Below are 22,930 nucleotides of genomic sequence, written 5' to 3' on the forward strand. Positions count from 1 at the left end.
GTATCCTTTTGGCAGATTACCCTTCTATAGCCAATAAGATATTTGTTTTCACTAAAGTTTAGGGTATGGATACAGCAGAACTAAGAAGCCGGGGCTGGTTTGGCCGCGATGGCAAAGACGGTTTCATCTACCGGGCCTGGATGAAAAAACAAGGCATTCCTGCCCATCTGTTTGATGGCCGGCCGGTTATCGGAATTTGCAATACCTGGAGTGAACTCACGCCATGCAACTCTCATTTCAGGGAGCTGGCCCAAAGCGTTAAAAACGGTATTTATGAAGCTGGCGGTTTTCCGGTTGAATTTCCGGTCATGTCACTTGGTGAAACTTTGTTGAAGCCAACCGCCATGTTATACCGTAACCTGGCCAGCATGGATGTCGAAGAAAGCATCAGGGCTAATCCATTAGACGGGGTAGTGCTGCTTTGTGGCTGCGATAAAACAACCCCTTCGCTGGTGATGGGTGCCTGTAGTGTAAACATACCCACCATTGTCGTGAGCGGTGGACCCATGCTGACCGGCAAATACCGGGGGGCAGACATCAGCACTTCAGATTTGTGGCGTTTTAGTGAAGAGCAGCGTACCGGGCTGATTGACCAGCAAGAGCTGTTTAACATTGAAGCTGGTATGTGCCGAAGTAGTGGCCACTGCGGCGTAATGGGTACCGCTTCCACCATGGCCTGTATGGTGGAGGCCTTAGGCTTATCCCTGCCAGGGAACGCAGCCATCCCCGCACCCGATGCACGGCGAAAGGTGCTCGCACATTTATCAGGCATACGGATTGTAAACATGGTGAAAGAGAACCTCAGGCTCTCAGATATCCTGACCAGGGAAGCCTTCGAGAATGCCATCATGGCAAATACAGCCGTTGGGGGCTCCACGAATTTTGTGATCCATTTATTGGCTATCGCAGGCCGGATAGGAGTTCCGCTTAGTCTTCAGGAGTTCAATCAGATTGGTGAAAAGATACCCCTGCTAGCTAACCTCCAGCCTTCAGGGAAATATTTTATGGAGGACTTTTACTATGCCGGTGGCCTTCCAGCGCTATTGAAGGAGCTGTTGACTCATTTGCATACTGGCTGTATCACCGTGAATGGCAAAACCATCATGGAAAATTATACCCATGCCCCCTGTTACAATGAAGAAGTGATCAGCACACTCGATAAACCTGTAAACCCCATTGCAGGGGTGGTGGTGTTAAAAGGTAATCTGTGTGAAGATGGCGCAGTGATTAAACCTTCGGCAGCGAGCATGCACCTGTTGCAACATACAGGGAAAGCAATCGTATTTGAAGATATGGATGATTATAAACAAAGGATCGATGATCCGGATCTTGATGTAGACGAAAACAGTATCCTCGTATTGAAACATGTGGGGCCTAAAGGTTATCCCGGTATGCCTGAAGTGGGTAATATGGGGCTGCCGACAAAACTATTGGAGAAGGGGGTTACAGATATGGTCCGTATTTCCGATGGCAGAATGAGTGGTACTGGTTTTGGGACTGTTGTTTTACATGTTTCTCCCGAGGCTGCCCTGGGGGGCACTTTTGCCATTGTGCAGGATGGCGACCTCATTACCCTCGATGTCTTTAACCAGTTACTGCAGCTTAAGGTTTCAGATGAAGAGATCGCCTTGCGGAAAACTAAACTTGTGCCATTTAGCATTACCTGCGACCGCGGTTATGTGAGCTTATATCAAAATACAGTTGAACAGGCTCACCTTGGGGCTGACCTCAGTTTCTTAAAAGGTTGCTCTGGCAGCCTGGTCACTAAAGATTCTCATTAATTAAATCAATATCACACCATGACCTACAGTTCCATATTTAATGATCAGGTTGCCATTGTAACCGGTGCCGGACAGGGGATCGGTTTTGAGATTGCTAAACAATTAGCACTTAGCGGGGCCGCCGTTGTTTTAAATGATGAAGATGCGGAACTGGCCAACCATGCTGTTGAAAAGATCACTGCTGCCGGCGGTCAGTGTATCGCTGTTGTTGGTGATGCCTCTGCTGTTACTTTCCTAAAAGAAATGGTCGCCACAGCTGTAGCGAAGTTTGGACGTGTTACTTTGGCTGTAGCTAACGCAGGACTTTCCCTTTATGGGAACTTTTTTGATTTTCCTGAAGCCGATTTCGACAGGGTGATGAAGGTAAACCTCGGTGGAAGTTTTTTTCTGGCACAGGCCGTTGCCAACCAGATCATCCGGCAGAAAAGCGGGGGCAGTATCTTGTTCTTGGGCAGTGTGACAGGGCACAGGGCAATGAAGGAACTTGCGGCCTACTCCACTACAAAAGCTGGCTTAGAAATGTTGGCTAAAAACCTGGTTATTGAACTTTCACCCTATCAAATTACGGTCAACACGGTTGCCCCCGGTGCAACTTTAACCGAACGTACATTGACTTTTGATGATTATAAAAATGGCTGGTCAGCAATGACGCCCATGGGCAGACCTGCCACTGTAGCGGATATCGCCAATGCCGGATTGTTCTTGTTGTCGCCTGCTTCCCGGCATATTACTGGTCAAAGTCTTATTGTAGATGGTGGCTGGAGTACCATTAGTCCCATTCCGCCGAATGCTAAATAAAGGTTGTTATTTAATTGTTAATGATGGATCGAAGGATTTTTATTAGACTTTCAAGTTTGGGTGTAGTGGCTTGTGCTGCGGGGCATAGTTTGACTGCTTTGGCCGGGTCAACAGCTGATGGCTATTTAATGACGGTGACCGGCAGGTTGAAATTACCGGAAAAGGGTGTTTTTCTACCTCATGAACATGTGCTTACTGATTTCACCGGGGCTGAGAAAATTGTTCAACCTCAGTATAACCGCACTATAGCTTTCAAGAAAATGCTTCCCAATTTAATAGCTGCAAAAAAGGCCGGCGTTAATGTTTTAACAGAGTGTACCCCAGCTTATATCGGACGCGATGTCATCCTGTTAAAAATGCTTGCTGAAGCCAGTGGGATCGCTATCTTAACGAATACGGGTTATTATGCCGCTGCCGGTTTAAAGTATTTGCCCCGCCATGCTTATAGGGAAAGTAGTCTGGTATTGTCGGCAAGATGGTTGAAGGAATGGGAAAATGGTATTGAAGGCACGGGCATCCGCCCGGGCTTTATTAAACTCGGTGTTGATGGCGGGCCATTGAAAGAAGTGGAACAAAAGCTCATACAGGCGGCTGCCTACACGCATTTGAAAAGTGGATTAAAAATAGCCATACATAACGGAAATTCGTCGGCTGTTGCAGCAGAAATAGCGATACTAGAAAAAATGGGGATAGACCCGAAAGCAATGATCTGGGTACATGCACAAAATGCAAGCAATAGCGACGTGCATATGGCCATGGCGAAAAAAGGTTGCTGGATAAGTCTCGATGGTGTAAGCGACGAGCCTGCCTCGCTTGAAAAATATCTTGCTTTTATTAAGGTGCTGAAGAAAGAAAGCTTACTGCACAGGCTCTTACTTTCTCATGATGATGGCTTCGCCGTAGAAAATCACGGTGGTGAAGTTACATTCAAAGCTTACAAAGATGGGAATCACCAGCCTTATACTTCTTTAATGCGGACATTAAAACCAGCATTATTGAAAGATGTGATTAGTGAAGAAGAATATGAACTCATCACGGTAAAAAATCCTGTGCAGGCATTTAAAATTGAAGTTTGTCGCTCCTTTTCTTCCATTTAACGGCCTCATACCATATGACGGAGATCAAGCCAGTGATCATACAAAAGAGCAGGTTGGAAATATTTAAACTTTCAAAGCCAAAGAACCGGGCGAATGGTTTGACATAAATCAATAATCCCGTAATGGCTGCAGTAATGCTGATAATCAGGACGACAAGGTTGTTTTTGTATTTCAAGGTCGTCCATAGGGAATAATAAAAAGAACGGTTGACTAAGGTCAACACTATATTTGCAGAAATGAGCACTGTAAAAACCATGGTACGAGTAAGCGGTTCTGTATATCCTTGTTGTACTGCATATTGATAAGTAAACAAGATGCCGGCGGTAATCAATAGCCCTTGTATGACACTCGTCATCAATTCCCGCCATTTGAAGAAAGTAGTGGTAAACGGCCTTGGTTTTTGAAGCATGGTGTTCTTTTCCATCGGTTCATTTTCATAAATGATAGAACAGGTGGGCCCCATAATCAACTCTAAAAAGATCACATGCATGGGAGAAAAGATATTTGGATAAATCCATCCCAGTGCCAGTGGAATAAATACAGTTAAAATGATGGGGATGTGGATAGAAATGATGTATTGAATAGCCTTTTTGAGGTTTGCATAAATTTTCCTGCCGGCAGCTACTGCATCCACCATTTTTTCCAGGTCATCTTCCAGCAGAATTAAGGAAGCAGCCTGCTTAGCAATTTCTGTCCCTTTCTTGCCCATGGCGATCCCAATATGTGCTGCTTTTAGCGATGGCCCATCATTTACCCCATCTCCGACCATCGCAACAATTTCATTGTTGGCTTTCAACGCATTAATGATCTTTAATTTTGCTTCAGGAAACATTCTTGTGAAAATATTGGTGTCTTGTACTGTTTGCCGAAGTTCTGCAGGGCTTAATTTCATCAGTTCATCACCGGTCAGGCTTTTCTCCGCATATTTAAAACCAATCTGACGGGCTATCGCTGCGGTGGTGGTCGTATTATCGCCAGTTACAATTTTCACCTTCATACCCGCTTTATAAAAGTTCTCCAATACAAATTGGATATTTTTCTTTGGGGGATCATAAAAAGCGACAATGCCCTTAAAAACAAATTTAAATTCTTGCTGAAGTTTAGGGAAATCATTTCCGGAAAAGGCTGCTTCTCCTACGGCCAGCAAACGGTAACCCTGTTTTCCAAAGGAATGGATAACACCTTCTATTCTTTGTTTTTCGCTTGTTGTTAGATTTGATACTTGAATTAAAGCTTCAGGGGCTCCCTTTGCTGCTATAATTCTATTTCCCTGATGGTCCTCAAAAAGATGCGTCATCATGGGTGGTTTACCCCCAAGGGGATATTCATGGATCATGTGGTACTGTGGCCTTTCATCCTGCGAAGTCCTTTCAGCATAGGCCTGGTGCAGCGCTATTTCCATCGGGTCGAATGGAATGGGTTCACTTGCCCACATGGCCAGCCGTATAAGTTCCTTTTCCTCCACATCCTTATCGGGTCCTGCATAAAGCCCGGCCAGGCTCATTTTGTTTTCTGTGATGGTTCCGGTTTTATCGGTACAGATGACAGTGGCGCTGCCTAAAGTTTCTACTGTTTTCATCTGTTTAACAATGATGCCATTGTTCATCAGCCTCCAGGCTCCCATGGCCATAAAAGTGACAAATGCCACAGGTATTTCCTCCGGTAAAATACTGATTGCCAGGGTAAGGGCCATTAAAAGACTGGAAATCATGCTACCGGTGTTCATATAATTGATAGCCCAGACAATCAGGAAAACGATAGCTCCTGTAATGACCATCTTTTTTACAAAATTCCCTATCTGCTGTTCCAGCGGGGTTTTTTCTTCTTTTATGCTTTCCAGGCTCTTTCCAATTTTACCCAGCTGGGTGGCGCCGCCTGTTTCGGTGACCGTAGCAATGGCCAGCCCGCTGGCCACCGTTGTTCCCTTGAAAATGAAATTATTGAGGGTATCCTGATCTTTATAAACTGGAAGTGACTCCCCGGTAAGGATAGATTCGTTTACCGAAAAATCATTGGAATGGATAATTTTGCCATCAGCAGCAATTGAATTACCTTCTTCAACCAGTAAGGCATCTCCGGGTACCAGTTCGTCACTCTTAATGAATACAACTTCACCATTGCGAATCACCCTGGCACTGTTTTGTGTGAATTCTTTCAGATTTGCGAGCGCTTTCCTGCTTCTTGAATCCTGGTATAATGAAATTACCGAAACCAGCACGATGGCTGAGGCAAGGAAAATGCCATCTCCCTCATTTCCAGTGATGAAGTAGATGGTAGATGCCACCAATAATAAAAGAACCATCGGCTCCTTTGCCAGGCTCTTTACGGCATCTGCAAATCTGTTTTCTTTTTTTTGATGGAGCGTGTTATTGCCATGTTCTGACCTTAATTGTATAACCTGTTCATTGGTTAATCCCTTGATATTGAAGTTGTCTACAGTCATGAAGATGAAGGGTTTCGAAAAAGAATATTTAAGTATTTCCCATTAAAGGATCGGTAAAACTTTCTTTTAAATGCTCCACATGACCGGCAAACTGCTGACTAAAATGAGCATGATTTACTGCACTCAGGCTGAAGTCGTACCAATGGTGACTGGCTTTTAATTCAACAGATACCATTTTTTCCATTTCGTTTTTACCGAAAATAATTTCTTTGTGGGCGTTTCCATAAGCATTATTTTGTAATACCAGTTTCAGGCTCTCCCCAGTACCTGAACGTTTAATCAGGAGAGCTATATTTCCATTATACCGGTCGTTTTCTGTTTGGTAATTCAACTCGACTGAGATATCAGGGTCACCGGCATCACCTCTGTATTCCCTGAAAAAGCCATTCACACTATGGATCCTTAGTTGGTATTGGCGGTTTTTAAAATCCTTTAAGGGCCAGTTATACTTGATGGAATCGCCCGCATCTACCGTGAATGACCAGTTTCTATCGCCTGCATAGACATTAAAACCAACGCCGCTGCTCAGCTTTCCGAAAATCTGGTTGCCTGCTTTAAAATCGACAGTAAATGTTTCATTTTCAAGGTCCAGTCCTCCATGTGCATAAATTTCGTAAGGAATTCTATTTGCCCTTTTGATGCCTTTTTCCTGCTGTGGGAGGTGTTCATTGTTCAACGGCTTTTTAAGAATTTCTTCAATGGCGGTTTGCGTAAGCTTTTTGAAGTTATCAGGTGTTTTAGCAAACTTAGCCTGGTGAATGCTTTCCATAAAAGGTTCTTTAATAATGCTTTCAGGAAGCGGTGTTGGTTCGCCATTGTAGGGCCTGAAAACGGAACTCAGGTCGCCGCATAAACTCCGGCGCCAGGAAGTAATGTTATCCTCATGGATCAGCTGACCAGTTTTATGGCTGAGAAAGTTCTCTAAAAACTGTATCGAAGAGGTGTGATCAAAAACCTGTGAGTTTACATAACCACCGCGTGTCCAGGGGGAAACCACAATCATGGGTACCCGGTAACCTAGTCCAACAGGACTTTCCCGCTCGCTTTGATTTTTGGGGATATATTCAGCCTTGATGTCCAGTGATTTGGAAACAAGGCCCGTGTCCGGATCTTCCGGGTTAGGTGCAACAAATGGTGGCACATGATCAAAATACCCGTCATTTTCATCGTAAGTGAGAATGAAGATGGTTTTTTTCCATACCTCAGGATTTTTAGTTAGTATATCCATGACTTCTGATAAATACCAGGCACCATACCAGGGTGCACCAGGATGATCTGAATAATTACAAGGGGGAACGAGCCAGGATACAGTTGGCAGTTTTCCTGCATCCACATCTGCACGAAACTGGTGCAGAACATCACCTGCCGGTACTTTTGTTGTTCTGGTTGTTCCATGATCCTGATAGGTGATGCTTTCCAACTGATGGTATTTAGGATCGTCCCTGTTGGTTACAAATGCCCGTTGATGCAAATCCTGTGCTGCTGGTGTTAATTTTTCCAAAGGATTTTCTTCCAGGAAATGCAAAGCTTCTTGCACCTTCTCCAGTTTCCTGCGCAGCTTTTTATCTGGCTTTTCTTTTAATTGGGCCGCGAGTTTTATGGATTCTCTTTTCAGGTGGGCAAGGTGTTCCGGATGTCTAAGGACATGGTATTGTTTAAAGAATTCAAGTGTATTGTCTGTAAAGTTTGCCAGCCAGTCTTCTTCCTCATTTTCGAGACCTACGCCTACACTTAATTCATTCTGGTAGACTTTCCAGTCGACATGATGTGCCGACAAACGTTCGGGAAAGGTATTCCAGGAAATGCGCTCAGAACCGTCGATATCTCCGTTTGACAAGTGGGCCTTAGCGGCTGCCGTTTGCTCTTCTTTGATTTTTCCGGTCCAGAAAAAGCTTCGGTTAGGACTGGTGCCTGTGAGTGAGGAACAAAAGTTATGGTCGCAAACTGTAAAAGCATCTGCAAGGTCATAGTAAAAAGGAATATCCTTCCGGTTATAATAACCCATGGTTAAGGGAAGGTCAGCATATGCTTTATTGCCGGATTTTTTGGCTTCCAGCCATCCGTCATATTTGCCATTATTTCTGGCGTCGACCTGGTTTTCCCAGGAATGTGGAAGAGAACTCATCCAGGTAGCCTTGGTATCTTTAATATCCAGACGAAATGGGCCGTAAGTTTCGCCTTTTTTATTGCTTTGCAGCCATACAGGATATTGATTAGGGAGTTTTATAGCCCTGGGGTCGTTGAAACCACGTACACCTTTTAAGGTGCCGAAGGTATGGTCAAATGAACGGTTTTCCTGCATTAAGAATACCACATGTGCTGCGTCCAGATAGGTAGTCCCCGGTGCAGCACTGATCGCTAATGCCCTTTGTATTGATTCCGGTAATATGCCCGAAAGACCAACGGCCCCGGTTAGTAAAGCTGCTTTTTTAATAAACGCTCTTCTGTTATCCATGTTAAATTATGCCTTTCTTAAAGGTAAAAATTAATGGCTAACATTTCTGATTATAAAAATTTTTGTGAGCGCTACACTTCATAAACAAATGAATATGATCAAGGAAGATCCCGGGTGGTTTTCGATGCTGTTTTTGCATGTTACGTTATTAAATCAACTTATACCTTATATTCGTTTTAATAACGCAACTTAAAACGCTTCTAACCAAAATTTATGAAATCCACTATCATTCTTCTTTTTAGCCTTATCATAGGCTACAGCACTTCTTCAGCCCAAGAAATTACTAAACAGGAAAAGGGTTATTTTAACCTGACGGAAGTTGGATACTTCTTCTCTCGTAACATCATTAGTCAAACACCCGCGGGAGGTGCTTTTAGTCATAAAAATGGCGCCCATGCCCTTAGCCTAAGAAATATTAATGGTTTTTTTATTGGGAACAACCTTTCTTTGGGCATTGGTGTAGGGTTAGATGGTTATACCTTTAATGGTGGTGGTTCTCGTTTCGACAACACCTTTCTTGTTTTTAGTGATGTAAGGTATTACCTGCACAATGAAAAGAATACCTTTTTTGGATATGGCGATTTAGGAAGTTCGGTATCAATTGACGATAACATTGCCCAAGGTTTATTTTACAACATAGGCATGGGTTACAAGTTTATGGTGGCCACCAGGACTGGAATGAATGCGAGTTTTGGTTATAACCATCAGAAAATTAACCACGATTCGTCTAACTTAAAAGAGAGTTATTCCAGTCTTGCACTTAAAGTGGGCCTGATGTTTTAATCGTTAAGTGATGAGTTGTCCACACTTATTTTGCTGGTTTTTCTTTTTGCTGTGTACAAAACGAATGTTGCAACCGAATGTGGAATCTTAAGGTGTATATGTTTATTCGATATGTAATTATTTAGATTTAGTTTACTGATGGTGAGAACATTATCAATTATTGATTGTTGAAAATGAAAGTCATTCAGTGTATACCTAAATTTTATTTATGGAAGAGCGTACTCCTGAAACAAGTCTGCCAAAACAACAATTAAGTCTGATCGACGCCATCGCAATAATTGTGGGAATTGTCATCGGCGCAGGCATTTTCAGAACGCCATCACTGGTCGCAGCTAACACTGCCAATGACACCCAATTTTTGCTGGCCTGGATCCTGGGCGGTATGGTTTCCTTGATTGGTGCACTCTGTTATGCCGAACTGACCACTGCTTTTCCAAATGCGGGCGGAGATTACCATTTTTTAAGAAAAGCCTATGGTAAACGCGCTTCGTTTATTTTCGCCTGGGCAAGAATGAGTGTCATACAAACAGGTTCTATTGCCGTACTGGCCTTTATTTTCGGCGATTATTTTACACAAATTTATAGCCTGGGAGATTTCTCTTCTGTCATTTATGCTGCGTTGGTCGTGATCATCATGACGGCTATCAATATTGCTGGTGTTAAAATGGGTACAGGCACACAAAAGTTGTTTACCATAGCAGAAGTAAGCGGGGTAATGATTATTGTCGCCGCAGGTTTGTTTTTTGCACCTGCGCCTGTTGAAACGCTGAATGCTGCACCGGCGACAGCTTCAGCAGCTGGTTCAGCCGGCAGTTTTATCGGTCTGGCTATGGTGTTTGTGCTGCTCACTTTCGGCGGATGGAACGAAGCAGCCTATATCTCCGCAGAGTTGAAGTCTGGACGTAACAGAATGGTTAAAGCATTAATCATCAGTCTGGTTATCATCACCCTAGTTTATTTACTCATCAATATCGCTTTTTTAAAGGCCTTAGGCCATCAGGCAATGGCACAATCTGATGCAGTAGGGGTAGACCTGATGAGAATTGTATGGGGTCCAACGGGTGTATGGCTTATATCTGTGCTCGTGGCCATTTCTGCATTAACTTCTGTTAATGCCACCATCTTTACTGGAGCACGTACCAATTATGCATTAGGGAAAGACTATAAAATGTTTTCCATGCTCGGGAAGTGGAACAGCCAGGCATCAGGACCTGTAAATGCTTTCATCGTGCAAGCCCTCATATCGCTTGCATTAATTAGCCTTGGTTTAGTGACTAGGAGTGGATTCGAGACAATCATTGAATATACGGCGCCTGTATTTTGGTTTTTCTTTCTCCTTGTTGGCATTTCCTTATTTGTATTGCGAAGGAAAGAGCCTAATGCAGTCAGGCCTTTTCGTGTTCCCTTATATCCGCTTACGCCGCTGATATTTTGCCTCAGCAGTGCCTATCTTTTGTATTCCAGCCTGGTGTATACGGGCATTGGTGCTCTTGTTGGTATCGTGGTGTTGCTGCTTGGTGTTGTCGTTCACGTTGTATTTCAAAGAAGTGAAGCTATACCGCTGAAACAAAAGGATAAGGTCATTATGAATGAGTTTAAAAGTTGAAATTTCTTCAGTTAATTAATACCAGTATGGTCACCTTAAATCAAAAGAATATGAAATCAGTGAAAATCTTAATGAGTTTAATGGTCTTATCTGTCTGTGGCAGTACACTATTGAATGCACAAGTAAAAACAGAACCAAGGGCAAAGGAAAAGCCAGTGCTGGATGTTCCTTATGTGCCCACAAGACAAACTGTTGTCAACAGCATGCTGAAGATAGCCAACGTAAAAAAAGGCGATGTTTTGTATGACCTGGGTTGTGGCGATGGACGCATCGTTGTTACCGCTGCCAGGGATTTTGGCGCAACGGGTAAAGGATTTGATATTGACCCCCAGCGTATTGAAGAGGCGAATGCAAATGCTAAAAAGGCAGGTGTGAGTGATAAAGTGAAATTTGTAAATGCCAACCTGTTTGAAACAGACCTCAGTAAGGCTACCGTAATTACCATGTACCTGTTACCAGATGTGAACATGAAATTGCGACCAAAAATTCTTGCACTTAAACCGGGTACCAGAATTGTATCACATGCTTTTGATATGGGTGACTGGAAACCAGATAGAACTGAAGTAGTGGATGGTGCTACCATTCACTATTGGACCGTGCCGGCAAGAAAGAAGTAAGATGAGGCTTGAAAATTTCCAACAATTAAGGACAGTTCCCTAATTGTTGGAAATAACTAACTCCTGTTGAGCTTAATTATGTTTAAGTACTTTGGCTTCCAGATAGAAGATAATTTCCTCAGCTATATTTGTACTCTGGTCACCCACTCTTTCCAGTTTCCTGATAATAGAAAGTATATTCAGCGCCTGTTCGGTTTTATCGATATTCTCCCTGATATAGGCAGAAACAGTATGGTTGGCTTCAATGTTAATTTCATCCAACATTTCATCTTTTTTGAAGACGGTTCTTGCAAGTTTCGTGTCCTCATTTTCATAAGCTTTAAGAACATCCTCTAAAATGGCTATGGCTGCATCAAACATCTCGATAAAATGCGTTTGTTTCAATAGGGCCGGATCATAAGCTTCTTTTTCAAGAACAATAAACTTTGCAATTCCTTCAGCGATATCACCGATACGCTCCAGGTTGTTATTTATTTTTAAGGTGGCCAGAACCAGCCTAAGGTCTACTGCAACAGGATTGAACAAGGCAAATATGTTTTCACAGTCCCGGTCAATTTGGAGTTCCATGGCATTCACCCTTTTTTCAGTCGAAATCACTTCCCTGGAGAAGTCTTTATCGAATGACTTCAAAGAATGAAAAGCCTTGTTGAGCTGTGTTAATACAAGCTTCCACATCACGAGTGTGTCTGCTTTTAATATTTTTAATTCTGCCTCTAAGTGTGTCATATTATTTTTTTTTGTTCAACCTCCTAAGTTATCAACAATTATCCGAATCTGCCAGTAATGTAGTTTTGAGTTGCGTCTTTAGCCGGATTAGTGAAAATCTTATCTGTTTTGTCGAATTCTATCAATTCTCCCATATAAAAGAACGCAGTTTTGTCACTCACACGTGCAGCCTGTTGCATGTTGTGTGTAACGATAACAATGGTAAACAGGTCCTTCAGGTCATAAATAAGCTCCTCGATTTTTGCTGTTGAGATTGGATCCAAAGCCGAGGCTGGTTCATCCATCAACAATACGGAAGGCTTAACAGCAATGGCACGGGCGATACAAAGACGTTGCTGCTGTCCACCAGACAAAGCCAGGGCAGATTTATGCAAGTTATCTTTTACCTCATCCCATAATGCCGATCTTCGGAGTGAACCCTCTACAGCTTCATCTAACACTGATTTGTTACTTTCGCCATTGATACGCAATCCGAATGCTACATTTTCATATATCGATTTAGGAAAGGGGTTTGGCTTTTGAAAAACCATACCTATTTTTTTGCGGTATTCATAAACATCAACCATGTTTTTGTAAACATCCACATCATCGATCATGACTTCACCTTTAATCGTTACCCCTTCAATAAGGTCGTTCATGCGGTTAAAGCACCTGAGAAAAGTAGATTTACCACAGCCTGAAGGGCCGATAAATGCCGTTACGGTATTAGCTTCAATGTTTATGGATATATTTTTAAGGGCTTGTTTCTGCCCGTAGAATAAGTTAAGGTCTTTAGCTCTCAGCTTATATGTTCCAAAGCTCTCCAATATTATATTGCTGTTTTCTTGTACCATCTGTTTCTTAAATATATTGCCACGCCATTAAGTATAAAAGTAAATAATAATAATACAATTATACCAGCTGCGGCATTTATTACAAATCCCTGTTGTGGACGGGAGGTCCAGTTAAATATCTGTATGGGTAAAGTAGTATATTGATCCATTGGGCCTTCTGGTATAAAGGGTACATAGGCCAGTGCACCTACCACAATCAAGGGTGCAGTTTCTCCCAATGCCCGGGAAGTGGAAAGGATAATACCGGTTAGGATACCTCCAAAAGCCGCAGGTAAAACTACTCTGCTTGTGGTTTGCCATTTTGTTGCGCCCATTCCAAATGCTGCTTCCCTTAAAGAGTAAGGTACAGCTTTAATCGCTTCCCTGGTGGACACAATAAGTATGGGCATAATAAGCAGGGATAGGGTGAGGGCACCGGCAAGGATACTGTTGCCAAAACCCGCCAGGCGTACAAAAAGCTCCAATCCCAATATCCCGTATATCACCGACGGAACTCCGGCAAGGTTTGATATATTGATTTCTATAAAATTAGCCAGGCGGTTTTTCTTGCCATATTCCTCCAGATAAATTCCGGATAAAATACCAATCGGCAAGGCAATCAGCAAGGTAAACAACAGTAAACTCACCATACCGGCCAGTGCTGTATAAATACCCGACTCATCAGGATGCCTGGAGGGTAAATTCGTAAAGAACGACCAGTTAATTCTGGTAATACCTTTTATAGTAATATCAACCAGCAGGATCAATAAAGTTGCCAATCCCAGTGTTGTACAAAATATGGCAAAGATTCTGAATAAAGTATCCTTTACTTTCGGACTCATAAAATGTTTTCTACTCATAACGTTGTTGATATTTTTTTCTGATCCAGAAGCTCAGGTTATTAAGGATAAAGGTGAAGACGAAAAGGGTCATGCCGGCCGCAAATATGGTACGGTATTCCATTGAATCCTGTGGCACATCACCCATACTCACTTGTACAATATAGGTGGTTATGGTTTCTACGGATTCCAATGGATTGAAAGTTAATTTTGGCTGTTGTCCTGCTGCGATGGCCACGATCATGGTTTCACCCAAGGCCCTTGAAACAGCAAGGATGATAGACACCACAATACCGGAATTGGCTGCGGGCACCATTACTTTAAATGCCGTTTGAAAACGGTTGGCACCCAGGCCATAAGAGGCTTCGCGGAGTGAATTTGGAACTGCCCTTAACGCATCTTCACTTAATGAAGTGATATAAGGGATAATCATGATACCCATGACCAGACCCGGTGATAAAGCATTAAAACCTGATAAGCCAGGGATAATTTTCTGAAGCATGGGGGTTACAAACTGTAAGGCAAAAAAGCCATATACAACCGTTGGAACTGCAGCTAATACTTCCAAAAGGGGCTTTACAATAGATGTAAATCTTTTAGAAGCGTATTCGTTCAAAAATACGGCGATGGAAAGTCCTACCGGTACTGCCACTAAAATCGCTATCGTGGTAGTGAGTAATGTTCCTGAAAGCAGGGACATGATCCCGAAATGTTTGTCTTCAAAAAGTGGTGTCCATTGTTTGTCTGTTAAAAAATCTATAAAAGAAACTTCTTCAAAGAATTTAAAAGTATCAATGGAGAGCACCAGGATGATTCCTATAGTTGTTAGAACCGAAACCATGCTGCAAAGAAGCATCGTCCATTCTATTAACTTTTCAGATTTAAACTTTTTACTTGCCATAATTATTTTTGAGTGGATAAAAGTTGTAGCAAGTTTGCACCTACTGTGGATTTGTTTTCAAATACAGAGCCTGTATGTCCTTCGGTAAATCTTTGGTAAGACAAGCGGTAAGCTTCTACAGGTAGGGGAACATAGCCAACCTCCATTGCTAGTTTCGCAGCGTTTTCCATATAAAACTTAACAAAATCTTGAACATGTGGCAGTTGTGCTGATTTAAGGTTTACATAAATAAACTCTGGCCTCGAAAGCGGCTGATAGGAACCATCCTGTACAGTGGCATTAGTTGGATATATAGCTTCACTGTCTTCGGTGAGTTTAACAGGAACCAATTTTAGCTTGGATTTATTTTCTGTGTAATAAGCAAGGCCGAAATAACCAAGACTACCTCTGTCGGAAGATACACCCTGAACCAATACGTTGTCATCTTCACTGGCTGTATAGTCACCTCTGGAGGCCTTGGCTTTTCCGTTGATGGCTTCTGTAAAGTAATCATAAGTACCGGAAGAAGTGCCTGCGCCATAGAGATTCAGCGGCAGATCCGGCCATGAATCACGTACCTGTTTCCAGGTCTTGATTTTACCCTGGCTTTCCGGCGACCACATTTTCTTAAGTTCTGCAACAGTAACATAATCAACAAAGTCGTTTTTTGGACTGACTACAATAGCCATCCCATCATAACATACGGGGATTTCTACAAACTCTATTCCGGCAGCTCTGCTGCCTTCAATCTCTTTAGTACTGATGGGTCGCGAAGCATTACTGATATCAGTTTCACCCCTTAAAAATTTCTTAAAGCCACCACCTGTGCCTGAAACTCCAACGGTAACCCTGATATCGGGATCAATCTTTCTGAATTCTTCAGCAACGGCTTCCGTGATCGGGTAAACACTGCTTGAACCATCAATATTTATTTTTCCTTTATATTCTTTGAAACAGGAGCTAAATATTAATACAATACCCAGAAGGACAAAACTATATCTGGACAGGTCCGGCTTTTTGTAAATCATTATATATTAATTAAACTGGGTGTAGAATATTTCTTTTTGAACCAATAGGAGAGGTTAAATAATGCAATCAATGCCGGAAACTTCGGTAACGTCACATAAATGATCGGGAAATAGATAAATAATGAAATAGCTGGAATAGTAAAAAGGAGGGTAATTCCAGGGTAGATGCCTACACTTTTTGCGATTTCTGATAGGATTATATTTACTTCGAGTGATTTCAAATCAAAGAGGGGTGGAAGTATAGTTATAAACAGATAGGCGAAGATACTGTAAAAAAACACTTGAACTGTCCCATCCCTAAAGCTAAATTCATTTCTCTCCCCAGCTGGTGCCAAAATTGTTAACATATTTAAATCTTTTTCATGACCGAAATGCAATGTATCCGGCCTTCAGCAACGGCTGCAAAGTTAAATAATAGGGATTGTATTTAAAGACTTAAAAGGTTAAGAATGTATTATCCTAATGTTAAATTAATGTTAAGTATCTGTTCTTTGAAAATCGAATTGCATACGTCGAAGTGAGTATAGTCAAAGGTGTCAATTCCAGTGTTAATTCTTTAATAAGCATTACATAATAGATGTTAGCAGGACACATTATAGCATGAGACAGGTTGTGAGGCCCTTGTCAGGGCGTTGGTAGGGGGTTGGTAGGGCGTTGGTAGGGCTATTTGCCCTCGCAAGGCCCTACCAACGCTCTGGTAACCCTCGCTTAATGCCCGGTTATTTTTCAAGTTCTCGTACAACTGTTACCTAAAACGTCATAGGAAATAGTTTGAATCAAATAAAACTTACTTAAGTTTGCTGTAGAATTAACGAAATATACCAAAAACTTATTTAAGGTTTGTCGCAGCCTTATTTGTACTGAGTTATACCTGGTGGATTACGGACTTTTTTAGAAGAGCATTATATAAACAACCAATGAAGAAATCTGTGTCTATAAAAGATATTGCAAAACTCTCTAAAGCTTCAATTACAACGGTTTCATTCGCTTTGAATGGAAAGGGGCGGATCAGTGAAGCAACAAAAAAGAGAATTTTGGAAGTTGCAGCGCAACAGGGCTATCATGCTAATCGCATGGCTGTGGGACTAAGAACAGGTGTTTCCAATATCATCGGGTTGGTAGTGGAAAACATGGGCGGACAATTTTTCGGTGTCATTGCCAAGATTTTGGAAGAGGAAGCGGAGAAGTTTGGTTATAGAATTATTTATTGCAGTACCAATAATAATTTGCAAAAGGGCCAGGATGCCATCAGGATGCTTTCGCAGCAATTGGTGGATGGCTATATCATCACTCCTTTAAAAGGTTTGGAAAAAGACATTCTGGAATTAACTTCCGCTCATAAACCGGTGGTATTGATTGATGGTTATTTCCCCGAGCTACCTATTCCATATGTTCTTGTAGATAACATTAATGCAGTTAAAGATGGAATTGAATGTTTTGTCAAATCCGGATACCAACAAATAGGTTTTGTGACCAAGGATCTTGACCTGATCCAATTAAATGAACGTCTGAGGGGATATACAGAAGGGATAGCTGCACATCATTTAAAGCTGAAAAAGAAAAATATACTGAATTTATCACCCAAATTAAATGATGAGGAAGCTGTTCAAGCGATCAAAGAGTTCATCGTAAAGAATAAGAAGATGGATGCCATTTTCTTTTCCACCAATTACCTTGGTGCATTAGGTTTGCAAAGTTTAAAAGACTTGAACCTCAACATCCCTGAGGATATTGCGGTGATCAGTTTTGATGATAACGAACTGTTTAACTTATATCCTCCCGGTATAACTTCTATTAAACAGCCTACTTATGAAATTGCTAAGTCTGCCATTGATCTTTTGTTCTCACAAATCAGGCAAAAGGATACAGAGGTGTTGGCAATTGGCGTTCAGTTGCCGGCAACATTAATTGAAAGGGGCTCCACATGTGCTAAAACTGTAAATATGAGTTTACGATAATTTAATCTATTAAATAAGTGGAATTTATTTAATAAAGCTATTTTAGCGGAAATTTTTTCAGTATGCCGCATCAGTATTTTCGACTATTTATTGCTTTTTCCCTTATTTCCAGTTCATTATTTGCACAAACAGCTTCTTTAAAAGGAGTGGTGAAGGACCGTGAAAGTCAACTGCCTATTGAATACGCCAGTGTTGCATTATTTGATGTAAACGATTCAACAACTGTAGCCGCGGGAAGTGTCACTAACAAGGATGGAAGTTTCGAGTTTAATAAAATTAAACCAGGAAACTATAGAATGAAAGCTTTATTCATTGGTTATGATACCAAAGTTTTAGATCTCATTAAATTAGGAGCCGGACAACAGTTAAATTTAGGAAGTATCAGCTTAAATGCCGGAACTAAACTTTTAAATGAGGTGATGGTAAGCGGACAAACCATGACTTCCCTAAATAAAATAGATAAACAAAGCTATAAAGCTGGTCAGTTTGAAGCTGCAAAGGGTGGAAACGCAATTGATGTGTTGAAAAATCTACCTTCGGTATCTGTAAATGGAGAAGGAGATATCAGTGTAAGGGGCTCTTCAGGATTTCTTGTTTTATTGAATGGTAAGCCTGTACTTACCGATGCCCAAACGGTTTTAAGTCAGCTTCCGGCAAACGTAGTGGAAAACATTGAATTAATTACCGCCCCATCTGCCAAGTATGATCCTGATGGAAAAGGCGGAATCATTAATATCGTCACGAAAAAAGGTGCTACAGACGGTTTCTCATTGGCAGCAAATGCAATGGGTGGCTTTCCAAGTACAAAAGATTTCGGGAACAAAGAAGAGCAGCAGCGTTTTGGTGGTGATTTAACATTAAACTTTAAACAGGATAACTGGGATATTTCCGTTGGTGGTAATTACAGCAGGAACGATAATGCTGGTTACAGGGATGGAGATGCCTATACCAAAAACTTTAACAACAATACCATCACGAGGTTTCCTTCAAAAGGTGAAAGAAGCTTTGACAAGCGCAATTATGCTGGTCGTGCTGCTGTAGCCTTCACTCCAAGTCAAAGTGATGCGTTTTCAGCTGGATTTTTTATCGGCCAGAGAAACCAGACGCGTGTAGCTGATATATTATATCACAACACTACATCAAATTTATCAACCGGGGCATTACTTAAGGGTACCACTTATTTTAATTCTAATCATCAAACTAAAGAAGGTGATTTTATTTTAGGGAATTTTGACTACTCGCATACTTTTAAAGATAAATCAAAGATTACAGCGGCTTTTTTATATGAACGTGCAGATTTGTACGGAAATACAGTGAACAGAAATCTAAATTACCCAAATACGACTGAAGTGATTCAGGATGTAATTAATACCTATAAAAATCCGATTGAGGGATACCGGATTAAATTAGATCATGCCATAAATATTGGCAAGGGAAAGCTTGAAAGTGGATACCAGTACAGGTATGATACTCAAAATGGTTTCTTTAATTATTTTGTTACTCCTGAAAGTTCCCAGTCAGATAATGACTTGTTTAGTGGTTCAGCAAAGGTAAAAAACCAAATCAACTCCATTTATTCCCAGTATTCGGGGAAACACAATAAGTTGGAATATGTGGGTGGATTAAGGTATGAATATGCCACAAGAACAGTGAATCTTTCCAATGACACAAATCCTCACCATTTAGATCTGTCTAATCTTTTTCCTTCTGCCAGTGTATTATACACTTTCAATGAAGGATGGAAAGCTAAAGCCGGATACAGCAAAAGGGTACAACGTACAAACAACTTTGAGTTAAATCCAATTGCGGAAAGAGAACACAGTGAAACATTAGAACAGGGAGACCCTGATTTATTACCGGAATTTATCGACCTTGCTGAACTTGGTCTGATTCATAATTTTAACAAAGGTTCTTTCTTTACAACGCTTTACTACCAAGGCATTAAAAATCCTATTCAAAGGGTTAACAGCGTTTATGCAGATACCATTTTGAACCGCGTATATACCAATGCAGAAGAAGCACGTTCTTTTGGTTTGGAAGCTGGTACCACTTTACAGCCAGTAAAATGGTGGACGGTTTATCTTGGCGCTAATCTTTACAATTATAAAATAAGCGGTAACCTGAATATCCTGGGCGAAAGTTCTATGGTGAATAATGCAGATTGGGTTTATTCGGTAAATGCCAATACTAATTTTAACCTTGGTACCAATTGGAGTTTACAAGCCAATGTTAATTACCGTTCTAAAAGACCTACCGCACAAGGAGAGGACTCCATGTTCCTGGTACCCAATACCTCAGTTAAGAAAACTTTCTTTGACGGCCGTCTTTCGGCTACCCTCCAATGGCAGAACATGGATCTTGGTTTAAATAAAACGCAGCGCCAACGGATTACTACCATGGGCGCTGATTTTTATACCACTACCAATTACATCTATGAAACGGATGTGATCTTATTGAACCTCAGTTTTAACCTTAACAAATTAACAGGTAAGAAGCTCCCGGCTAGTGAATTTGGTGATAAGGAGTTTTAACATCGGTATTAGGGTTTCATATACTTATCTAAGAACTGAAGCGTAACCTTTGCCGCTTCTATCTGGTTTTCTCTTTTAATAAAACCATGGCCTTCGTCGGGAAATAGCACATACTCTACCGGCGTGCCGTTTCTTTTTGCACCGGCAACGATTTCATCACTTTCGACTTTTAAAACCCTAGGGTCGTTAGCGCCTTGCAATACCAATAGTGGCGTTTTTATCTTATCCGTATTGAACAGGGGAGAAATGGATCTTAACCTCAGGCTGTCCGTTGCAGGGTCACCCATTTCATCATACAAGGCAGCTTTGAAACTTTCCCAATAAGGAGGGATACTCTCCAAGGTACGAACCCAATTGGTAACGCCGAATAAATCTACGCCCACAGTAAACTCTTTTGGATACTGAATGATACCAGCGAGCGCCATGAAACCTCCATAACTGCCCCCATAGATGCCGATCTTCGCAGCATCAATATCCGGCTGCGCAGCTAACCATTTTTTTCCCCACACGCAATCCTTCAGATCCTTATCGCCATGGTTTTTGTTGTCCATTTTATAAAACGTTTTCCCGTAACCGCTGCTTCCCCGGTTATTTACGGCGAGTATTGCATAACCATTGTTTACATAATATTGAATAGCCTGTGAGAAACCGGCCCTGCTTTGACCACCGGGACCACCATGCACCCATACCAAGGCAGCAGCTTTTTGATTCGGTGATGCATTCTTAGGCTTATAGTAAATTGCTGGAATCTCCAGTCCATCGAATGATTTAAAGCGGACAACTTCGGATTCCACTAAATCATTTGGATCGATCTCCGGATTGAGGGCACGGGTTAATTGTTTAAGTGCTTTGCTGCTGAAGGCATAGTGATATAAGTTGGCCGGGCTTCGGTCACTGGCGATCACCAACACCATATTTTTTTCAGATGGAGAGAATCTCACCCCATGAACATATCCATCTTTTAGTGGTGGAAAGGGGATTTCTTTTCCCGTTTGATGATCAAACAGCATCACTTTGTTGTGGCCGTCTTCATTGATGAAAATGGCATGGTACTTTCCGGTTTCACCAATAGTCATTCCGACAACATCCCAGTTTGTATTAAAGAACTTTTCTTTTTCACCCGTAGCCAGGTTATATTTTATAATATAGCTGAATTCACTTCCCTCGTTGGTTGCATAGTAGAGGGATTTTTGATCGGGATCAAACTCCAGGGAATTATAATTAGCTTCTTCACCTTCTTTGGAGAGCCTGGTATAGGTTTTCTTATTGACATCGTAAAGGTATAACTCGTTTTTGTCTGTTGTTATCGCTTTATTAAACGTAATATACTGCTCATCTTTTGACACCATTTCAATGTCATAAGCTTTATCATTCTGGAAAATGAGCTGTGGTGCCCAGCTTTTGATATTCATTTTATATAAATCAAATACTTTCGGGTCCCTCACATTGCTGCTGTAATAAAATGCGTTTTTTTCCTTATTCCAGTTGAGGAAGGCTGCTTTTTCAGCTTTGCCAGGCGTAAGGTCTTTCACCTTACCATCAGCAGCCATTAGGTAAATATGTGTATTTTCATTACCCCCCTGGTCGGCACCGTAGAGAAACTGACTGCTGCCCGGAATGTAATCAATGGAAAAAAACGATTCCTTGGTAGATTTGGTCAAGGGCTTTTTAGCGTTGGTCGCTAAATCCAGTTCGTAGACATTGTAGATGCCCGTACTGTTGTCATGAAGCAGGATCTTATCTTCCTTAGGATGAAAAGTTCCTCCCCCGAAGTTGATGGTTTTATAAAACTGCTCAATGGTATATTTCTTTGGCGCTTGCTGCGCTTGCGCGGTTAAAAACAAAAACGTAGCCAATAACAGTACCGTAATTGATTTGTAACCTGCTGGAGGTGTGTTCAATAATTTCATAGGTTTAAGAATGAGAGGTGAAACCTTTACTTTTTCGGTTACCTAAATGTATGCATTTGGCGGGTAAAATAACCAGTAAATTAAACATCAGCCGGGATATAACAAATAATCGAAATTATATAAAAGAATCTGTAAGCTATTCTTTATTTTTGCCATTACATGAAAAGGATACTGTTGATCATTCTTGCCGTTTTCTACGTTGGTGTATCCAACGGGGCGACAGTGTATTTTCATCATTGCATGGGCGAATTAGTCCAGTTGGGTATTACAGAATCCAAGCAAGATGGTTGTGATTTTTGCGGCATGCCTCCTGAGGAAGCTGGAAAAAAATCCTGCTGCAAGAACGAAACTAAGCTGGTAAAGGTTGATGACTCCCAGAAGATGGCCCAAAGCCACTTCCAATTTGAACTAGCACCTGTCATTATTGCAAACAACATACCTTGGCTGATCAGGGATATTTCGATCCCGCTCCAATCCAATAAAGCTGCATTAACCAATGCCCCTCCGGAAGGACCACCTGTTCCCGTCTTTCTCCGTAACTGTACCTTTAGAATATAATACCCTTTCTTTCCTGCACATTCGTGTAAGGTGATGGCTTTGCTATAGCCAGAAATTTCTATATAATATTTTTTTACCTATTTAAAGACCATTGAGATATTCTTGATG

At 41.5% G+C, this 22,930-nt stretch carries 17 protein-coding genes; 9 read left to right on the forward strand and 8 right to left on the reverse strand.

Translation table 11 applies throughout. From position 1 onward, the window contains the following. Nucleotides 1-65 precede the first annotated feature (65 nt). The 3 genes from WG905_RS13675 to WG905_RS13685 are packed head-to-tail and all read left to right on the forward strand — an operon-like array spanning nucleotide 66 to nucleotide 3,676. Nucleotides 66-1,781 carry an IlvD/Edd family dehydratase gene (locus tag WG905_RS13675; protein WP_339592295.1) on the forward strand — a complete coding sequence of 572 codons (1,716 nt, stop codon included), beginning with the start codon at nucleotides 66-68 and terminating at the stop codon, nucleotides 1,779-1,781. 18 nt (nucleotides 1,782-1,799) lie between these two features. After that, a complete protein-coding gene (locus WG905_RS13680; protein ID WP_339592296.1) occupies nucleotides 1,800-2,579 on the forward strand; it encodes an SDR family NAD(P)-dependent oxidoreductase in 780 nt (259 codons plus the stop codon). Nucleotides 2,580-2,599: 20 nt separating this feature from the next. Beyond that, complete coding sequence (locus WG905_RS13685) at nucleotides 2,600-3,676, forward strand: phosphotriesterase family protein (RefSeq protein ID WP_339592297.1); 1,077 nt, start codon at nucleotides 2,600-2,602, stop codon at nucleotides 3,674-3,676. On the opposite strand, the gene WG905_RS13690 is transcribed toward WG905_RS13685, so the two are convergent. Continuing rightward, nucleotides 3,639-6,119 (reverse strand): cation-translocating P-type ATPase, encoded by a 2,481-nt coding sequence (locus WG905_RS13690; RefSeq protein ID WP_339592298.1) that lies wholly within the window; start codon nucleotides 6,117-6,119, stop codon nucleotides 3,639-3,641. The two genes, WG905_RS13685 and WG905_RS13690, sit on opposite strands and share 38 nt — an antisense overlap. Nucleotides 6,120-6,147: 28 nt before the next feature. Next, nucleotides 6,148-8,574, reverse strand: a complete 2,427-nt coding sequence (locus WG905_RS13695; RefSeq protein ID WP_339592299.1) for a phosphocholine-specific phospholipase C — start codon at nucleotides 8,572-8,574, stop codon at nucleotides 6,148-6,150. Nucleotides 8,575-8,787: 213 nt separating this feature from the next. On the opposite strand from WG905_RS13695, the gene WG905_RS13700 reads away from it, so the two are divergent. The 3 genes from WG905_RS13700 to WG905_RS13710 all read left to right on the forward strand — a co-directional run bounded on the left by WG905_RS13700 (nucleotide 8,788) and on the right by WG905_RS13710 (nucleotide 11,580). Beyond that, a complete protein-coding gene (locus tag WG905_RS13700; protein ID WP_339592300.1) occupies nucleotides 8,788-9,357 on the forward strand; it encodes a DUF3575 domain-containing protein in 570 nt (189 codons plus the stop codon). A 208-nt stretch (nucleotides 9,358-9,565) separates the two neighbouring features. Next, nucleotides 9,566-10,963: an APC family permease gene (locus WG905_RS13705; protein WP_339592301.1), complete on the forward strand. Its 1,398-nt coding sequence runs from the start codon at nucleotides 9,566-9,568 to the stop codon at nucleotides 10,961-10,963. A 50-nt stretch (nucleotides 10,964-11,013) separates the two neighbouring features. Further along, nucleotides 11,014-11,580, forward strand: a complete 567-nt coding sequence (locus WG905_RS13710; RefSeq protein ID WP_339592302.1) for an SAM-dependent methyltransferase — start codon at nucleotides 11,014-11,016, stop codon at nucleotides 11,578-11,580. Between the two features lie 72 nt (nucleotides 11,581-11,652). On the opposite strand, the gene phoU is transcribed toward WG905_RS13710, so the two are convergent. Genes phoU through WG905_RS13735 form a run of 5 tightly spaced genes read right to left on the reverse strand, consistent with a single transcriptional unit; the run spans nucleotide 11,653 to nucleotide 15,865 of the window. Then, complete coding sequence (gene phoU, locus WG905_RS13715) at nucleotides 11,653-12,306, reverse strand: phosphate signaling complex protein PhoU (protein WP_339592303.1); 654 nt, start codon at nucleotides 12,304-12,306, stop codon at nucleotides 11,653-11,655. Between the two features lie 38 nt (nucleotides 12,307-12,344). Then, nucleotides 12,345-13,139 (reverse strand): phosphate ABC transporter ATP-binding protein PstB, encoded by a 795-nt coding sequence (gene pstB / locus WG905_RS13720; protein WP_339592304.1) that lies wholly within the window; start codon nucleotides 13,137-13,139, stop codon nucleotides 12,345-12,347. Further along, the gene (gene pstA / locus WG905_RS13725; protein ID WP_339592305.1) at nucleotides 13,115-13,978 is read right to left on the reverse strand and encodes a phosphate ABC transporter permease PstA; all 864 of its coding nucleotides are present in this window, start codon (nucleotides 13,976-13,978) and stop codon (nucleotides 13,115-13,117) included. Before pstA ends, pstB begins: the two co-directional genes overlap by 25 nt. Next, nucleotides 13,971-14,858: a phosphate ABC transporter permease subunit PstC gene (gene pstC, locus WG905_RS13730; RefSeq protein WP_339592306.1), complete on the reverse strand. Its 888-nt coding sequence runs from the start codon at nucleotides 14,856-14,858 to the stop codon at nucleotides 13,971-13,973. The genes pstA and pstC overlap by 8 nt, the downstream gene beginning before the upstream one ends. Before the next feature lie 2 nt (nucleotides 14,859-14,860). Beyond that, on the reverse strand, nucleotides 14,861-15,865 hold the full coding sequence (locus WG905_RS13735) for a PstS family phosphate ABC transporter substrate-binding protein (protein WP_339592307.1): 1,005 nt from the start codon (nucleotides 15,863-15,865) through the stop codon (nucleotides 14,861-14,863). Between the two features lie 917 nt (nucleotides 15,866-16,782). Between WG905_RS13735 and WG905_RS13740 the strand changes: the two genes are divergently transcribed. Beyond that, entirely contained in the window at nucleotides 16,783-17,823 is a 1,041-nt protein-coding gene (locus tag WG905_RS13740) for a LacI family DNA-binding transcriptional regulator (protein WP_339592308.1), read from the forward strand. 62 nt (nucleotides 17,824-17,885) lie between these two features. Then, nucleotides 17,886-20,354 carry a TonB-dependent receptor gene (locus tag WG905_RS13745; protein ID WP_339592309.1) on the forward strand — a complete coding sequence of 823 codons (2,469 nt, stop codon included), beginning with the start codon at nucleotides 17,886-17,888 and terminating at the stop codon, nucleotides 20,352-20,354. Nucleotides 20,355-20,362: 8 nt separating this feature from the next. Here WG905_RS13745 and WG905_RS13750 read toward each other — a convergent pair whose 3' ends face one another. Then, nucleotides 20,363-22,264, reverse strand: coding sequence for a S9 family peptidase (locus tag WG905_RS13750; RefSeq protein WP_339592310.1), 1,902 nt, complete (start codon nucleotides 22,262-22,264; stop codon nucleotides 20,363-20,365). Between the two features lie 159 nt (nucleotides 22,265-22,423). On the opposite strand from WG905_RS13750, the gene WG905_RS13755 reads away from it, so the two are divergent. Beyond that, nucleotides 22,424-22,822, forward strand: a complete 399-nt coding sequence (locus tag WG905_RS13755; protein ID WP_339592311.1) for an HYC_CC_PP family protein — start codon at nucleotides 22,424-22,426, stop codon at nucleotides 22,820-22,822. The last annotated feature ends 108 nt before the right edge of the window (nucleotides 22,823-22,930 follow it).

The organism is Pedobacter immunditicola (genome assembly GCF_037482985.1).
In the GTDB taxonomy this organism is placed as follows: Bacteria; Bacteroidota; Bacteroidia; order Sphingobacteriales; family Sphingobacteriaceae; genus Pedobacter; species Pedobacter immunditicola.

What these genes read in the sequence shown, in the direction of transcription:
- WG905_RS13675 (WP_339592295.1), top strand. Translation starts at nt 66, where the DNA reads ATGGATACAGCAGAACTAAGAAGCCGGGGCTGGTTTGGCCGCGATGGC.
- WG905_RS13680 (WP_339592296.1), top strand. Translation starts at nt 1,800, where the DNA reads ATGACCTACAGTTCCATATTTAATGATCAGGTTGCCATTGTAACCGGT.
- WG905_RS13685 (WP_339592297.1), top strand. Translation starts at nt 2,600, where the DNA reads ATGATGGATCGAAGGATTTTTATTAGACTTTCAAGTTTGGGTGTAGTG.
- WG905_RS13690 (WP_339592298.1), bottom strand. Translation starts at nt 6,119, where the DNA reads ATGACTGTAGACAACTTCAATATCAAGGGATTAACCAATGAACAGGTT.
- WG905_RS13695 (WP_339592299.1), bottom strand. Translation starts at nt 8,574, where the DNA reads ATGGATAACAGAAGAGCGTTTATTAAAAAAGCAGCTTTACTAACCGGG.
- WG905_RS13700 (WP_339592300.1), top strand. Translation starts at nt 8,788, where the DNA reads ATGAAATCCACTATCATTCTTCTTTTTAGCCTTATCATAGGCTACAGC.
- WG905_RS13705 (WP_339592301.1), top strand. Translation starts at nt 9,566, where the DNA reads ATGGAAGAGCGTACTCCTGAAACAAGTCTGCCAAAACAACAATTAAGT.
- WG905_RS13710 (WP_339592302.1), top strand. Translation starts at nt 11,014, where the DNA reads ATGAAATCAGTGAAAATCTTAATGAGTTTAATGGTCTTATCTGTCTGT.
- phoU (WP_339592303.1), bottom strand. Translation starts at nt 12,306, where the DNA reads ATGACACACTTAGAGGCAGAATTAAAAATATTAAAAGCAGACACACTC.
- pstB (WP_339592304.1), bottom strand. Translation starts at nt 13,139, where the DNA reads ATGGTACAAGAAAACAGCAATATAATATTGGAGAGCTTTGGAACATAT.
- pstA (WP_339592305.1), bottom strand. Translation starts at nt 13,978, where the DNA reads ATGAGTAGAAAACATTTTATGAGTCCGAAAGTAAAGGATACTTTATTC.
- pstC (WP_339592306.1), bottom strand. Translation starts at nt 14,858, where the DNA reads ATGGCAAGTAAAAAGTTTAAATCTGAAAAGTTAATAGAATGGACGATG.
- WG905_RS13735 (WP_339592307.1), bottom strand. Translation starts at nt 15,865, where the DNA reads ATGATTTACAAAAAGCCGGACCTGTCCAGATATAGTTTTGTCCTTCTG.
- WG905_RS13740 (WP_339592308.1), top strand. Translation starts at nt 16,783, where the DNA reads ATGAAGAAATCTGTGTCTATAAAAGATATTGCAAAACTCTCTAAAGCT.
- WG905_RS13745 (WP_339592309.1), top strand. Translation starts at nt 17,886, where the DNA reads ATGCCGCATCAGTATTTTCGACTATTTATTGCTTTTTCCCTTATTTCC.
- WG905_RS13750 (WP_339592310.1), bottom strand. Translation starts at nt 22,264, where the DNA reads ATGAAATTATTGAACACACCTCCAGCAGGTTACAAATCAATTACGGTA.
- WG905_RS13755 (WP_339592311.1), top strand. Translation starts at nt 22,424, where the DNA reads ATGAAAAGGATACTGTTGATCATTCTTGCCGTTTTCTACGTTGGTGTA.